Raw genomic sequence first — 13,306 nt, forward strand, 5'->3', positions numbered from 1 at the left:
GTCCAAATGAATAAAGATAGAAGAACAAATAAACAATAATAGAAAAATTGAACTATCTATTTGTTCAATAAAGGAGTGAAACAACATGAAAAAACAAATAACCATTACACTTTTATTAATAATTTTGTTACTAACTGGTTGTATGAATCAACCTGATAACGTAGCTAGAAATGAAGAAGATAATCGAATTATTCACGTTAAGGACTCTGCAAACCAACAAGTTGATAACAAAACAGGACAAGAAGTATCTCGCCATTTAGTAGAAATTGCCCTTCGTATCCCAAACGTAAATGATGCAACTGCTGTTGTAATTGGCCCTTATGCGGTTGTTGGAATTGATGTGAATTCTAAACTAGATCGTTCTCGAGTAAGTACCATAAAGTATTCTGTTGCAGAAAGTTTAAAAAAAGATCCGTATGGAGCCAATGCTATTATCATTGCGGATGCTGATACGTATGTTCGTCTACAAGAAATGGGGAGAGATATCCAAAGAGGTCGCCCAGTTGCTGGCATATTAGAAGAGCTTGCTGAAATTGTAGGTAGAGTAATGCCTGAAATACCAATAGACTTAAAAGAACCAGCTGAACCTAACCCTACAGAACAGAACAATCCTCAAATGCCTGAAAATGAAGCGAGAGAATTAGAAGAAAAACAACAAGAACAATCCAATCATTATAAAAAAGAAGAACGATATAAAAATGTAGGAAACTGAGTACTGTTCATAATGACTTACTACTTTACGAACCCTAGTTATGATATTGATTTAACTAATTTTAAGCAAAAGAAAAGAGACTAGGATAAAAGGCGGTTAATAATATTGAAGAGGCCCGCAAGAACAATTTTTGGTTCTTGAGGGCCTCTCCTTATTGGTGGAACAAAATAATATGCCAATGCGAAAGAAAGTCCGAAAGCACTTTCCACAATCCAACTTCATAGACCTTATGAAGTTCAACTACAACAATTTTTTAAGCCTAGATGAACTTCATAGGCCATATGAAGTTCAACTACAACAATTTTTTAAGCCTAGATATACTTCATACTTTTTGTCCCAGACTCTTTTTTTCGTTTGAAATACATTACTGTTATTTGAATTTTTTCAGAGCGGTGTAGATTTGTTCATCTAGTTTTTGTGCTGCGTTTTTATCGTAAGTTTTTTCATACTGTGGTTCTACACTCAACTTTGCACCATAAAACATAACATCTCTAACAGCTGTCACTTTTAACTCAACAAGCGAGAGCTTTAAAGGTACATTTTCAATTAATTCATTCTGAATCTTTGCTGTAGCATGAACGGAGTATACTGATTCGTTAGCATGTACCGTAACAACTACTTTGTCATTATGTAGTATGTTTTTAATAATCCTTGATGAAAAATCTACTGCTAACAATATTGTTGTACTATTCTCAGCGTAAATCCAAGATAAAGCACTAACACTAGGGCCTTTAGATTCAAAATCTATCGTACATAATGATACAAGTCTATCCTCTTGCAATGCTTTAAGTAAAGGCTCAATCAATTCTGGTTCCGTTATATTTGGCATACTTGACCCCTCCACATTGAAAAATAAATACATTTTAGATTTAACGGTTTTTTCTATATTATGCTATACTTATACCATATTTACCATAAGAGGTGGACATATGAGAGTAAAATGTGTGTTATGTGACAAAATTGAATCGATTGACGATGAATTGTTAATAGCAAAACGTCTACGAAATAGACCTATTCATACATATATGTGTAACGAATGTAGCGAAAGAATTGAAAAGAGAACAAATGAAAGATTTGCAACTGGAAATTTCCGATTGTACGAACCAAAAAGAGATCAAGATGAATGGTAAAAAACATTTGGAATGGTGCATTGACGGGCTTAGTAAGTGGGATTTTAATGGGGCTGTTAATGAAATTGTTTCAAACATTTTTCCAAAAAGATGTTTATACTCTTTTATTAAACATTGATTTTATACCTTATTTAGGTTCTTTTAGCTTTAGCGAAACGGTTGAATTTATATTCCATTTAATAATAGCATTAGGTATAGGTGTTTTATTTTCTCTAATTGTGCAAAAATATCATTTAGTTAAAAAAAGAGCTCAATTTTTACTTTCTATTATATTAACGTTCCCTACTATATTTTTATATTTTCCATTGACCTTTCTTGCGATGAAAGAAACACCAGCTATGAACGATGTCTTTGCATTAACCTTATGGACAGTAGCACACCTGTTCTTTGCGCTATTACTACCTATTTTCTATAGAATATAAGATGAAAAAGCATAAAAACTAGAAGAAGCCTAAATAGTAATCTATTTAGGCTTCTTCGTTTTCATAATTTTTATAACGCTCCGGCTCCTCACTTATTTGATTTATCATGACATCAATAAGCTCGATAGGGAATCGTGTTTTTTTCATTTCACCATGTTGTTCATATGATACATAGTACATTGGCTCTTCTTTTACAAATTCAATGGAAGTAATTTCATGATCTTCCATCAACATACTTTTAAAAAGAGTCTCAGTCTCTTGAGCTGCACTATCATCTTTACGTACATCTGCTACTACTTTAATTGTTAACCAATTATAAATTGTATCTTGTAAAGAGCGCATCGTTACGACTCCTTTTGTTCCATTTTATTCGAGTTGTGTAAGCGTATTTTATATATGATTAAAATTAACGCTGCAACAACTAACCCTTCCGCTACCGGTAGAAACGCTCCTAAAAACGTTAGAACAGAAGTTCCAAAAAATAAAAATAAATAAATGACTGCTGACTTTAAAATTGGAAGCTTTAACGCAAAGCCTAATTTATATACTAGGACGGATAAAGCAAAGATTGTTAAAAATAACAACCACATTCCTAATTCAGGGTTTTCGTCAACTCGATATAATTTTGCAAAGAAAGAAAGTCTCTCAGAAACATCCACCATTGTCTACTCCCCCTTATAGTTAAAATTCTAAAGAAGCTCGCAATATTTTTACCTTAAATTAAATTAAGATATCCGTATTGCGAGCAACTCCAGTTTTAATTTTTACTTTTCTGCCGCTGCAAGCTTTTTCTTCTTCGCTGTTCTTTCACGCTCATTTTTATCTAGAACCTTTTTACGTAAACGAATGGATTGAGGTGTGATTTCACAGTACTCATCATCATTTAAATATTCTAGAGATTCTTCAAGCGTCATAATACGCGGTTTTTTCATACCAACTGTTTGGTCTTTGTTAGCTGAACGAATGTTTGTCGCTTGTTTCATTTTACATACGTTTACAACTAAGTCGTTGTCACGGTTATGCTCTCCTACGATCATTCCTTCATAAACTTCTGTACCAGGCTCAACGAAGATTACTCCACGATCCTCAATTCCCATAATACCGTAAGAAGAAGCTTTACCAGATTCCATTGAGACTAGTACACCTTGACGACGTCCACCAACTTGCCCTTGAGCCATAGGTTGGTAACTATCGAATGTGTGGTTGATGATTCCGAAACCACGTGTTAATGATAGGAACTCAGTAGAGTAACCAATTAATCCACGAGAAGGGACCATAAAGATTAAGCGAACTTGTCCATTACCATTGTTAATCATATCAACCATTTCACCTTTACGTGCTCCGATTGATTCCATAACCCCACCAGTATGCTCTTCAGGCACATCAATTTGTACACGCTCTACTGGTTCGCATTTTACACCATCAACTGTGCGAATGATGACTTCTGGTTTAGACACTTGTAATTCAAATCCTTCACGACGCATGTTTTCAATTAAGATAGATAAGTGTAATTCTCCACGACCTGAAATAACCCAAGCATCTGGTGAATCTGTAGGGTCTACACGTAAACTTACATCTGTTTCTAATTGAGCAGTTAAACGCTCTTCAATTTTACGAGAAGTTACAAACTTACCTTCTTTACCAGCAAAAGGTGAGTTATTTACTAAGAAAGTCATTTGTAATGTCGGCTCATCAATACGTAATATAGGAAGAGCTTCTTGGTGTTCCGTAGGACAAACTGTTTCTCCTACGTTAATATCTTCCATTCCTGAAACAGCTACGAGGTCACCAGCTTTTGCTTCTTCAATTTCTACTCGCTTTAAGCCAATGAAACCGAATAGCTTAGAAACACGGAATTGTTTCACTTTTCCATCTAGTTTCATTAAAGAAACTTGTTGACCAACTTTCATCGTACCGCGGAAAATACGACCAATACCAATTCTTCCTACATAGTCATTGTAGTCAAGTAAAGATACTTGGAATTGTAATGGTTCGTCACTGTTATCGAAAGGAGCAGGAATATGTTTAATAATCGCTTCATAAATTGCTTCCATGTTTTCATCTTGCTTTTCTGGATCTGTACTAGCAGTTCCATTAATTGCAGATGCATAGACTACTGGGAATTCTAATTGTTCTTCAGAAGCATCAAGTTCAATAAACAAATCGATAACTTCATCTACTACTTCAGAAGGACGTGCAAAATCACGGTCAATTTTATTTACAACTACTATTGGCGTTAAGTTTTGCTCTAATGCTTTCTTTAAAACGAAACGTGTTTGTGGCATACAACCTTCATATGCATCAACAACTAAAAGAACACCATCAACCATTTTCATGATACGCTCTACTTCTCCACCGAAGTCAGCATGTCCTGGTGTATCCATAATGTTAATTCTTGTGTCTTTATAATTAATAGCTGTATTCTTAGCTAAAATTGTAATTCCACGTTCTCTTTCTAAATCATTTGAATCCATCGCACGTTCTTGAACCGTTTCATTTGTACGGAACGTTCCTGCTTGATGTAATAATTTATCTACTAACGTTGTTTTACCATGGTCAACGTGAGCTATAATTGCTATATTTCGAATATCATTACGAATTTTCAAAATTTCATCTCCCTAATGTCAAAAATCAAACCAAATAGTATTATACCACAAACATAGTAGAAAAAACGATTCTGTTTATGTAAAATAATAATGAATAAAAAATTATGTAAATATAAGATTATTTTCTGAAAAGTTAAATTATTCTTTTGTTTAAAAAAGGGAGTATGAATGATGAAAAATATTCAATGGAAGTTTATCGCTTTTGCTATTGCTACAGCCTTCTCTATGGGACTAATTGGTGTTGCTGTTGCATACAGAAGTTTAACAGGTATTATTCTATCCACAATCTTAGTGATTATTGTAATGGGATTAGGCTTTAGAGCAAAAAGGTTAGAACAATAAAAGACAGAAAAGAAGACGGAGTATTAACACTCAGTCTTCTTTTTGCTTTAACTTATATAAGTAATTTTCCATAATTTCTTCGTGTAATCCTGGTTTACATACAAAAACGCTGTTTTGTTCTAATAAATTTAATGGTTCACCGTACAGTGTGGTAACTTTTCCACCTAACTCATTAATTATGATTAGGCCTGCCGCAAAATCCCATGGAGAAAGTCTTAATGTAATATAGGCATCAATTCTACCTGTAGCTACGTATGCAAACTCTAGAGCTGCCGATCCGTATGATCTAGTACCCCTTACATCTTTTACGAGTGGGGCCAATATAGTTGGATCAATTCGCTTATTTTCCGTCACCCATGTTGCGTTCATCCCTATTACCGCATCTTCCACTTTTACCTCATTTAAGGCCGGTATAGGGTCTTCATTGAAAAATGCTCCCTGTCCTTCAAATGCATGATATAACTCATCTCTAATCACATCATAAATTAAACCTATCTTCCCAATTCCGTCCTCATACACTGCAACAGAGATAGCGAAGTTTCGTTTTTGATGAACAAAGTTCATTGTTCCATCAATAGGATCGATAATCCAAACAGTACCTTTTAATTCTTTAACTGTATTACCAAATCCTTCTTCTCCTAAAATTTGATGTTCAGGATATTTATCATTAATTTTTTTGATGAAGAATTCTTCGGTTTCTTTGTCCATATTTGTAACTAAATCATCTCTAGATGTTTTTGTTTCAATCATTAATTCTTTATGTAAGGATGCTTTAATTCTATCGCCAGCTTCACGTGTCCACTGTTTAGCGTCTTTATCAATTTCAGACCAATTCATTTACTTCCAACCTTTCACTATAAACTTTCAGTAATATGTATGGTTATTAGCTTACTTAATCATTCCTACAAAATCAAGCAAATTGCCCGCACAGAAAAACGAACCATTTTAAGGTTCGTTTTGTAGCAATAGCCACTAAACCTCTAAACTTAGCATCTCACTACGAAGTTTTTCTAATCTTACTTTCGTTTCTTCAATTATTTTTATATCTTTTGCAATAATGGCATCATAGAGTGTAACTAGTTCGTAATCAATTTCTAACTTTAATACTTTTTTTCTATTTTCATTTGTTCGCTTTTTCCACGGTTTTACTACTTGGTTCATGTTCCGTACCTCCTTTTCCATTTATATTTCCTGAACTACATTTACAATTTGTAAGTTGATATATCATATGAAAATATGGAAAGAAGGTAACTAAAAATGTGCAAATGACTATAAAAGAGATATCTACTTAAACTATTGGTGAACCACATTTTATTAAAAACACTTTAATTGGTTTTATAAGCGTTATATGCTAAAATACCGTTCATAAATGGCAATAGGGGGGAAGAGAATTATGAGTAAAGAATTCAATGGTTTTAAAGAGGAAGATTTTAACGTATTTACTATAGATGGGCTAGACGAACGAATGGAAGCATTGTCCCAAATCGTTAGACCTAAATTCGAACAATTAAGCAACCATTTTGAACCGATGTTAAGTGTACAAACAGGTGATGAGATGTTTAGACATATAGCCAAACATGCACGCCGATCCGTTAATCCACCTAAAGATTCTTGGGTTGCTTTTGCCAATAATAAACGTGGTTATAAAATGATGCCACACTTCCAAATAGGTCTTTGGGAAACGCATGTTTTTGTGTGGTTTGCAGTAATATATGAATCACCTATAAAAGAAGCATATGGTGAGGTTTTATTAAATAACATGGACAAAATATATAAGGAAACACCAACAAACTTTGTGTGGTCAAAAGATCATACGAAGCCAGAAGTGTTAACACACGGTGATTTAAATAAAGAAGATATGAATCAACTGTTTACTAGATTAATTACTGTGAAAAAAGCGGAAATTCTCTGTGGCATTCAAATACCAAAAGAAGAAGCCGTAACTCTTTCAGGGAAAGAGACGATTGAAAAAATGGAACAAGCATTTAAACAATTATCTCCTCTGTATTCATTAGCTCATCAAGCAGTTTAAAAAAAGAAAAAAGCAAGTGTAGCAGTTACTACCTTGCTTTTTCCATTTTCACTTTATCTCCAGAAGATAAGTCTTTTGCTTTTTTTATTACTTTAAATGTAGAGAAACCAGACAACTCTTCGTATTCATCTGTTAATTTTCTTTCTTCTGCCTTACCAGGAACAATTTCTTTAAACCTACGATATTGACTTAGCAAAGCATCACGATCTATTCCTTTTTCATATGTAAGTTCAATCATTTCATAAAACTTTATAACATCTACAATTTCATCTGTACTCCAATCGTGCGAAATCGGATAGGAAAAATCCATATTAATCACCTCAACATTCGTTTAACGAACGTATTATATCATTTGTATATGCTTATATCCAATTTCCTCTAATGTCTTCAGCTTCCTTTATCATTCTTTCTATTAAATCATTTACTGTAGGTGAGTCTTTTATTAAACCCATAACTTGTCCTGCCCAAGCAAACCCTTCTGTTACATTTCCATCATAAATAAACTTCTTATTCGTGTTACCGCTAATATATTCTTTCAGTTCCTCAAATCCACCGCCGTCTTTCTCTATTTTTAATATGCGCTCCGTTAGTTCATTACGTATTGCTCTTGCAGGAGCACCAATGCTTTTCTTTATGATAACTGTATCATTCTCTGTTCCTTCTACTAGTAGTTTTTTATACAAATGGTGTGCATGAATACATTCTTTTGTTGCAATAAACCTTGTACCCATTTCAATCCCTTCTGCCCCAAGTGCCATGGCAGCCATTAACCCTCTTCCATCACCGATGCCACCTGAAGCGATGACTGGAATTTTTACAGAGTCAACAACTTTTGGTATTAACACCATTGTACCGAGATCTTGTTTGCCTAAATGCCCTCCCCCTTCTTGTCCAACTACCATCACAGCGTCCGCCCCAAGCTGTTCTGCTTTTTCAGCTTGTCTATTTGCAGCTACTAGAACCAATTTTTTTATATCTTGTCCTTCCAATCGTTTAAAAATAGGTGCTGGGTTTCCACCAGTCATCGAAATGACAGGTACTTTTTCTTCTATAGCTACTTCCAACATATACTCAAATGGCCTTCCATGTTGTCCGATGGCATAATTCACACCAAAAGGTTTATTAGTAAAACTCTTAACTTTTCTAATCTCCTCTCTCAACTCTTCTGGAGTTTGTAAACTCATGGCAGTTATTTGTCCTAACCCTCCAGCATTGGAGACAGCAGCTGCCAAATCAGCATAAGCCAAATAAGCTAACCCCCCTTGAATAATTGGATATTGAATATTTAATAATTTTGTGACTCTCGTTTCCCATTTCAATTCCAAAACCTCCACAAAAAATCTCTTATCCATTATGGTTCTATTTTTATCGAGTAATTCCTGTTTTTATCACTCATCAAAGGGTATGAAAAAATATCTTTGCAAAAAGATAGATAAATGCTATAATCCTTTTTGTTTTATGAGAAAATATATAGATACTTACGATTAATACGGAATCTAACTAAAGAGGTGTTAACATAATTGAAATATACTCAAAACGACACTCCCCTATTTACAGGACTTTTAAAACATGCTAAAAAGAATCCAGTACAGTTTCATATTCCTGGTCATAAAAAAGGTGCTGGAATGGACCCAGAATTTAGAGAATTTATTGGAGACAATGCATTTTCCATTGATTTAATAAATATTGGACCGCTTGATGATCTTCATCAACCTAAAGGAATAATTAAAGATGCACAAGACTTAGCTGCAAAAGCTTTTGGAGCTGATCATACATTTTTCTCTGTTCAAGGAACTAGCGGAGCTATTATGACAATGGTTATGGCGGTATGTGGACCTGGAGAAAAGATTATAGTGCCGAGAAATGTTCACAAGTCTGTTATGTCGGCTATTGTGTTCTCAGGAGCAGTTCCTATTTTCATTCATCCAGAAATTGACCGAGAATTAGGTATTTCTCATGGTATCACTGCCGAAGCTGTTGAACGCGCATTAAATCAACACCCTGATGCAAAAGGTGTTTTGGTTATTAACCCAACATACTTTGGAGTTTCTGCCGATTTAAGTAAGATTGTAGAGATCGCTCATTCATTCGAAGTTCCAGTATTAGTGGATGAAGCACATGGTGTTCATATACATTTTCATGAAGAACTACCTTTATCCGCCATGCAAGCAGGCGCTGACATGGCTGCTACAAGTGTTCATAAACTAGGGGGTTCCATGACTCAAAGCTCCGTTCTAAACGTACGTGAGGGCCTTGTAAACGTTCATAGAATTCAAGGTATTTTAAGTATGTTAACGACTACATCAACATCTTATTTGTTATTATCATCATTAGATGTCGCTAGAAAACGCTTGGCAACACAAGGGCATGATTTAATTGGTAAAGCAATCGATCTTGCTAATAAAACACGCGAATCATTAAACAACATACCTGAACTTTATTGTGTTGGAGAAGAAATCTTAGATCAAAAAGCAGCGTTTGATTATGACCCAACAAAACTTATTATTAGTATTAAAAAGTTAGGAATCACTGGCTATGATGTAGAAAAATGGCTACGTGAAAAATATAATATAGAAGTTGAACTCTCTGATTTATACAATATTTTATGTATTATTACACCTGGAGATACAGAAAAGGAAACGAACTTACTAGTAAAAGCTTTACAAGAATTAGCTACAGAAAACTTAATTAATAATACAGAATATAATTTAGATGCTAAAGTTCTTTTACCTGATATTCCAGTATTAGCTTTAGCTCCACGTGAAGCGTTTTACTCAGAAACTGAGGTAGTACCATTTGAAAAATCTGCTGGACGAATTATTGCAGAATTTGTTATGGTTTACCCACCAGGAATTCCAATTTTCACTCCTGGTGAAATTATTTCAGAAGATAATTTAGCTTATATCAAGAAAAATATTGAAGTTGGCCTTCCTGTTCAAGGGCCAGAAGATCACGAACTTAAATCACTTCGTGTTATTAAAGAACATAGAGCTATAAAATAATACAAAAAAAGCAGCTATCTCATCCCCATTAGATAGCTGCTTCTATTATTTGTTCATTCTTTTTATATTTAAAATATACCCCTTATTCTTCCTCACATTTCGGACAATCACAGTCTGTACATTTGGAGTAAAGTGTCGTTACTTTCTCATCTTCGAAGTGACCAATCATGCTGTTACAAGTTTGACAAATAATTGTTCCCATACTTCATTTCCCCTTTTCTGAAGTAAAATTAGTGATTGTTAATTTAAGAAGACTACATTTTTGTAAGCGCTTCCTTTGTTAACTAAATAATAATACATTAAATGTGTTATGTCAATAACTAAATTGTATAACACATTTACATTTTTCGTGTTCATATTTTACTATATGTACTACATTTTCAATAAGAACAACTCGAAAAAAGTAGCACTCAAAGTTGAGTGCTACTTCTACCATCTACCTTACTCATATTGTTCTTGAAACGGTACTGCAGGAATGGCACTTAAGAAAAACTCTGCTAAGTCTTCTGCTTCTTCTTTAGATTCTATACGGAATGCTTGCTGTAAGTGGTCTAAATCACTAATGTCTTTTGGATCGAGGAGAGTGGAGCGGCCAGTTTGCATACAAATAACGAGTGGTTTACCAAAAAATAAATTAGTATAAACTATTCCAAAATCATACCTTACTTCTTCCGTCGTGAAACCAACAAAACGCACATTCACATTTTCTGACTCATCATACAATTTGTCAAATAAATTCATAGTAGGCCTCCTTTAAATTTATATTTTCAGAATATTATTATAACTCAAACAACTTGTAAAAAGCAACTAATTCAACTAATATATTGTCAAATTCTTCTTACAAATGCTAGAATGATAATATTATTGGATTGAAATTAGGAGTGAATAAAATGGCTAGCAGTGCTTATATTAACTTAGTTGAAAAGTCTACAAAGAAAACGATTACAATTGAAGATGTAAAAGAATTATTTAACTATTATAAAGAAATTACGTCAAAAACTGGTGAGCAACTATCTTGGGAATATGCCGAAACTGCTTTTCCATATGAATTAAAGGAAACTCCTGAAGGAAAAGGCACTTGGTTTTATTTAAAAGGAACAGAAGATCGATATAAGATGATTTTAGTTGGTGTTGGAACGCAAGACAAGGTGAATGAGGAAGAAGAATCACTTTCTTACATACAAGTTACTCTACATGACCAATCTACTCATGGTGACAAAGGTAAGGCGAATGAGTTTAGCAAGTATCTTGCCAAGAAGCTAGAAGCTGAACTCAAGCTATTCACTGGCAGTGTTATGTATTTTTATAAAAGATAAGAAAAAGCGGCTAATGATAGCCGCTTTTTTAATTGTTTCCATAAATTCTAATTAACTTTGGATCAAGTATTTCATATCCTTTTTCTTGCAAACCGATAACAATACCCTCTAGAGCTTCATATGTCCATTCTCTGTCATGCATTAACAGGTTTGCTCCACTAGTTAGCAATGGCGTATTTACCATGATATCCGTTAACGTGTCCTTAGTTTTATAATCAATCTCCCAATCATAACCATATGTCCAATTCATTAACAACATGCCCTCTTCTTCCACTAACCGAGATGCATATTCCGTGTTCTGTCCAAAAGGAGCACGAAAGAATTTTGGTCTTTCTCCTAATACTTCTTCAATTAAATCATTAAGCCCTATTATCTCGGTATATTGTTCTTCCTCCGATAGATTACGTAATGATTTATGTGTCATTGTATGATTACCAATTTCAAAACCCATATTAAAAATTTCCTTTAATACTTGTTGTTCTTCTACCGTATCGATAAAGTGACCATTCACAAAGAAAATAGCCTTCACATTTAATTGTTTTAATGTGTTTGCCATTTCGAGCGCATAGCGATCTGGTGCATCATCAATCGTTAGGAGAACCACATCTGGATTAGCATCTCCAATTGGTTTAAGCCCCCAATCTTTGTCTAGATAATATTCTGGCTCTATTTCGACTATAGGTTCATCTTTAATAACTCTATCTTCTTCTTTAACATTTCTTTCTTCTTCTTTAACATTTCTTTCTTCTTCTTTAACATTTCTATCTTCTTCTTTAACATTTTCTTCTTTTGGCTCTTTATCTACTTCTTCCTTTTTTTCTTCTAAATTATTTTCATTCTCATTAGCTTGTACATTATCTTCTAGATTATTTGTAGAACAAGCGGCAAGGAGGATGAGCAAAAGAAGTGACAGCATCCATTTTCGCATGGTTTTTCCCCCATATTTGTTTTTAAGTAATTTGGTTTTCCTAGCAATATATTTATGATACAAGCACGCTAACGATAAAAGCAACGGATTTTTTAGGAATTGATGTTTTTATACTTTTTATTATCACAAAACGAGATAGGCATAAACAACTATAACACTCTCATATTTTTCATAAAAAACACGACAAAACACACAAAACTATTGATTACAAATTACTAATTATACTACACTAATTGAATCAACACAGGCAAAATGAATTATTTATCTCTATTTTTCATTTATGTAACATTTAGATGACAAGTCACTTTTTTAAAAGTGTTCATGATAAAATTACACCGTAACATTACATACTAAATATAGATTACTTATAGAATGGAATCGGAGGATTGTTAATGAAAGGAACTTTATTATGGGTGACTTTTTCTTTTTTCTTATTGTCATCTTGCGAAACTAAAGATACCACAAGTAACGTTCCATTTCCTGAAGATACGAAAACATTAGTCTTTTTTTCTGACGAATCAAACATACAGGATGAAAGTAGTTACTACGATGCATTACTAGATTTAAAGAAAACACATCCTACAGAAGTTTCCAATTTAAAAGTAATAAAAGTAACAGATGAACGACTATTATATAAACAGTTTAATATAAAATCGGTACCTTCGTTAATTGTAGTAGAGCATAATGAAGTAATAACCTCTGTTGAAGGTGTTAAAAATAAAGATGATATCATAACACCGATTCAGCAAGCACTAGGAAACTCAACCGTTGTATCAAATAACGAAGAATAAACCTCAGCTAAAATAAGGCTGAGGT

At 33.7% G+C, this 13,306-nt stretch carries 19 protein-coding genes; 8 read left to right on the forward strand and 11 right to left on the reverse strand.

Annotation, left to right across the window (positions count from 1 at the left end; all coding sequences use genetic code 11):
• The first annotated feature begins 85 nt into the window (after positions 1-85).
• Entirely contained in the window at positions 86-712 is a 627-nt protein-coding gene (locus CDZ89_RS12520) for a YhcN/YlaJ family sporulation lipoprotein (RefSeq protein ID WP_096154780.1), read from the forward strand.
• 370 nt (positions 713-1,082) lie between these two features.
• On the opposite strand, the gene CDZ89_RS12525 is transcribed toward CDZ89_RS12520, so the two are convergent.
• A complete protein-coding gene (locus CDZ89_RS12525; RefSeq protein ID WP_100333763.1) occupies positions 1,083-1,541 on the reverse strand; it encodes a pyridoxamine 5'-phosphate oxidase family protein in 459 nt (152 codons plus the stop codon).
• A gap of 100 nt (positions 1,542-1,641) precedes the next feature.
• Between CDZ89_RS12525 and CDZ89_RS12530 the strand changes: the two genes are divergently transcribed.
• Both CDZ89_RS12530 and CDZ89_RS12535 read left to right on the forward strand, forming a co-directional pair.
• Positions 1,642-1,842, forward strand: a complete 201-nt coding sequence (locus CDZ89_RS12530; protein WP_096154782.1) for a YlaI family protein — start codon at positions 1,642-1,644, stop codon at positions 1,840-1,842.
• Positions 1,836-2,264: a hypothetical protein gene (locus CDZ89_RS12535; protein ID WP_096154783.1), complete on the forward strand. Its 429-nt coding sequence runs from the start codon at positions 1,836-1,838 to the stop codon at positions 2,262-2,264. The genes CDZ89_RS12530 and CDZ89_RS12535 overlap by 7 nt, the downstream gene beginning before the upstream one ends.
• A gap of 45 nt (positions 2,265-2,309) precedes the next feature.
• Here CDZ89_RS12535 and CDZ89_RS12540 read toward each other — a convergent pair whose 3' ends face one another.
• The 3 genes from CDZ89_RS12540 to typA all read right to left on the reverse strand — a co-directional run bounded on the left by CDZ89_RS12540 (position 2,310) and on the right by typA (position 4,870).
• A complete protein-coding gene (locus CDZ89_RS12540) occupies positions 2,310-2,606 on the reverse strand; it encodes a hypothetical protein (protein ID WP_096154784.1) in 297 nt (98 codons plus the stop codon).
• Positions 2,607-2,608: 2 nt separating this feature from the next.
• Positions 2,609-2,926 (reverse strand): YlaH-like family protein, encoded by a 318-nt coding sequence (locus CDZ89_RS12545; protein WP_176483737.1) that lies wholly within the window; start codon positions 2,924-2,926, stop codon positions 2,609-2,611.
• 102 nt (positions 2,927-3,028) lie between these two features.
• On the reverse strand, positions 3,029-4,870 hold the full coding sequence (gene typA / locus CDZ89_RS12550) for a translational GTPase TypA (RefSeq protein WP_096154785.1): 1,842 nt from the start codon (positions 4,868-4,870) through the stop codon (positions 3,029-3,031).
• A gap of 168 nt (positions 4,871-5,038) precedes the next feature.
• On the opposite strand from typA, the gene CDZ89_RS20375 reads away from it, so the two are divergent.
• On the forward strand, positions 5,039-5,212 hold the full coding sequence (locus CDZ89_RS20375) for a DUF5325 family protein (RefSeq protein ID WP_406564896.1): 174 nt from the start codon (positions 5,039-5,041) through the stop codon (positions 5,210-5,212).
• 30 nt (positions 5,213-5,242) lie between these two features.
• Here the strand turns inward: CDZ89_RS20375 and CDZ89_RS12560 are convergent, their stop codons facing one another.
• Both CDZ89_RS12560 and CDZ89_RS12565 read right to left on the reverse strand, forming a co-directional pair.
• Positions 5,243-6,049 (reverse strand): inositol monophosphatase family protein, encoded by an 807-nt coding sequence (locus CDZ89_RS12560; protein ID WP_100333764.1) that lies wholly within the window; start codon positions 6,047-6,049, stop codon positions 5,243-5,245.
• 135 nt (positions 6,050-6,184) lie between these two features.
• Positions 6,185-6,373, reverse strand: coding sequence for a hypothetical protein (locus tag CDZ89_RS12565; RefSeq protein ID WP_096154787.1), 189 nt, complete (start codon positions 6,371-6,373; stop codon positions 6,185-6,187).
• Positions 6,374-6,605: 232 nt separating this feature from the next.
• Here CDZ89_RS12565 and CDZ89_RS12570 point away from each other — a divergent pair, with 232 nt between their 5' ends.
• Positions 6,606-7,244 carry a YktB family protein gene (locus tag CDZ89_RS12570; protein WP_100333765.1) on the forward strand — a complete coding sequence of 213 codons (639 nt, stop codon included), beginning with the start codon at positions 6,606-6,608 and terminating at the stop codon, positions 7,242-7,244.
• Between the two features lie 28 nt (positions 7,245-7,272).
• On the opposite strand, the gene CDZ89_RS12575 is transcribed toward CDZ89_RS12570, so the two are convergent.
• Positions 7,273-7,554, reverse strand: coding sequence for a UPF0223 family protein (locus CDZ89_RS12575; RefSeq protein WP_096154789.1), 282 nt, complete (start codon positions 7,552-7,554; stop codon positions 7,273-7,275).
• A gap of 52 nt (positions 7,555-7,606) precedes the next feature.
• On the reverse strand, positions 7,607-8,563 hold the full coding sequence (locus CDZ89_RS12580; RefSeq protein ID WP_096154790.1) for an NAD(P)H-dependent flavin oxidoreductase: 957 nt from the start codon (positions 8,561-8,563) through the stop codon (positions 7,607-7,609).
• Between the two features lie 201 nt (positions 8,564-8,764).
• Here CDZ89_RS12580 and CDZ89_RS12585 point away from each other — a divergent pair, with 201 nt between their 5' ends.
• Positions 8,765-10,246, forward strand: a complete 1,482-nt coding sequence (locus CDZ89_RS12585) for an aminotransferase class I/II-fold pyridoxal phosphate-dependent enzyme (RefSeq protein ID WP_100333766.1) — start codon at positions 8,765-8,767, stop codon at positions 10,244-10,246.
• Positions 10,247-10,328: 82 nt separating this feature from the next.
• Here CDZ89_RS12585 and CDZ89_RS12590 read toward each other — a convergent pair whose 3' ends face one another.
• Positions 10,329-10,448 carry a GapA-binding peptide SR1P gene (locus tag CDZ89_RS12590; protein ID WP_096154792.1) on the reverse strand — a complete coding sequence of 40 codons (120 nt, stop codon included), beginning with the start codon at positions 10,446-10,448 and terminating at the stop codon, positions 10,329-10,331.
• Positions 10,449-10,687: 239 nt separating this feature from the next.
• Complete coding sequence (locus CDZ89_RS12595) at positions 10,688-10,987, reverse strand: DUF3055 domain-containing protein (RefSeq protein ID WP_096154793.1); 300 nt, start codon at positions 10,985-10,987, stop codon at positions 10,688-10,690.
• Positions 10,988-11,136: 149 nt separating this feature from the next.
• Between CDZ89_RS12595 and CDZ89_RS12600 the strand changes: the two genes are divergently transcribed.
• On the forward strand, positions 11,137-11,562 hold the full coding sequence (locus tag CDZ89_RS12600; RefSeq protein WP_096154794.1) for a DUF1885 family protein: 426 nt from the start codon (positions 11,137-11,139) through the stop codon (positions 11,560-11,562).
• 28 nt (positions 11,563-11,590) lie between these two features.
• Here CDZ89_RS12600 and CDZ89_RS12605 read toward each other — a convergent pair whose 3' ends face one another.
• Positions 11,591-12,490: a polysaccharide deacetylase family protein gene (locus tag CDZ89_RS12605; protein ID WP_100333767.1), complete on the reverse strand. Its 900-nt coding sequence runs from the start codon at positions 12,488-12,490 to the stop codon at positions 11,591-11,593.
• A gap of 392 nt (positions 12,491-12,882) precedes the next feature.
• Here CDZ89_RS12605 and CDZ89_RS12610 point away from each other — a divergent pair, with 392 nt between their 5' ends.
• A complete protein-coding gene (locus tag CDZ89_RS12610; RefSeq protein ID WP_096154796.1) occupies positions 12,883-13,281 on the forward strand; it encodes a YbbN family protein in 399 nt (132 codons plus the stop codon).
• Positions 13,282-13,306: the final 25 nt, after the last annotated feature.

Origin of the sequence: Bacillus alkalisoli (assembly GCF_002797415.1) — a bacterium.
GTDB classification, from domain to species: Bacteria; Bacillota; Bacilli; order Bacillales; family Bacillaceae_I; genus Bacillus_CD; species Bacillus_CD alkalisoli.

Bases quoted from the DNA above. Each gene is read 5' to 3' on its own strand.
- CDZ89_RS12520 (WP_096154780.1), top strand. From the start codon at position 86: ATGAAAAAACAAATAACCATTACACTTTTATTAATAATTTTGTTACTA.
- CDZ89_RS12525 (WP_100333763.1), bottom strand. From the start codon at position 1,541: ATGCCAAATATAACGGAACCAGAATTGATTGAGCCTTTACTTAAAGCA.
- CDZ89_RS12530 (WP_096154782.1), top strand. From the start codon at position 1,642: ATGAGAGTAAAATGTGTGTTATGTGACAAAATTGAATCGATTGACGAT.
- CDZ89_RS12535 (WP_096154783.1), top strand. From the start codon at position 1,836: ATGGTAAAAAACATTTGGAATGGTGCATTGACGGGCTTAGTAAGTGGG.
- CDZ89_RS12540 (WP_096154784.1), bottom strand. From the start codon at position 2,606: ATGCGCTCTTTACAAGATACAATTTATAATTGGTTAACAATTAAAGTA.
- CDZ89_RS12545 (WP_176483737.1), bottom strand. From the start codon at position 2,926: ATGGTGGATGTTTCTGAGAGACTTTCTTTCTTTGCAAAATTATATCGA.
- CDZ89_RS20375 (WP_406564896.1), top strand. From the start codon at position 5,039: ATGATGAAAAATATTCAATGGAAGTTTATCGCTTTTGCTATTGCTACA.
- CDZ89_RS12560 (WP_100333764.1), bottom strand. From the start codon at position 6,049: ATGAATTGGTCTGAAATTGATAAAGACGCTAAACAGTGGACACGTGAA.
- CDZ89_RS12565 (WP_096154787.1), bottom strand. From the start codon at position 6,373: ATGAACCAAGTAGTAAAACCGTGGAAAAAGCGAACAAATGAAAATAGA.
- CDZ89_RS12570 (WP_100333765.1), top strand. From the start codon at position 6,606: ATGAGTAAAGAATTCAATGGTTTTAAAGAGGAAGATTTTAACGTATTT.
- CDZ89_RS12575 (WP_096154789.1), bottom strand. From the start codon at position 7,554: ATGGATTTTTCCTATCCGATTTCGCACGATTGGAGTACAGATGAAATT.
- CDZ89_RS12590 (WP_096154792.1), bottom strand. From the start codon at position 10,448: ATGGGAACAATTATTTGTCAAACTTGTAACAGCATGATTGGTCACTTC.
- CDZ89_RS12595 (WP_096154793.1), bottom strand. From the start codon at position 10,987: ATGAATTTATTTGACAAATTGTATGATGAGTCAGAAAATGTGAATGTG.
- CDZ89_RS12600 (WP_096154794.1), top strand. From the start codon at position 11,137: ATGGCTAGCAGTGCTTATATTAACTTAGTTGAAAAGTCTACAAAGAAA.
- CDZ89_RS12605 (WP_100333767.1), bottom strand. From the start codon at position 12,490: ATGCGAAAATGGATGCTGTCACTTCTTTTGCTCATCCTCCTTGCCGCT.
- CDZ89_RS12610 (WP_096154796.1), top strand. From the start codon at position 12,883: ATGAAAGGAACTTTATTATGGGTGACTTTTTCTTTTTTCTTATTGTCA.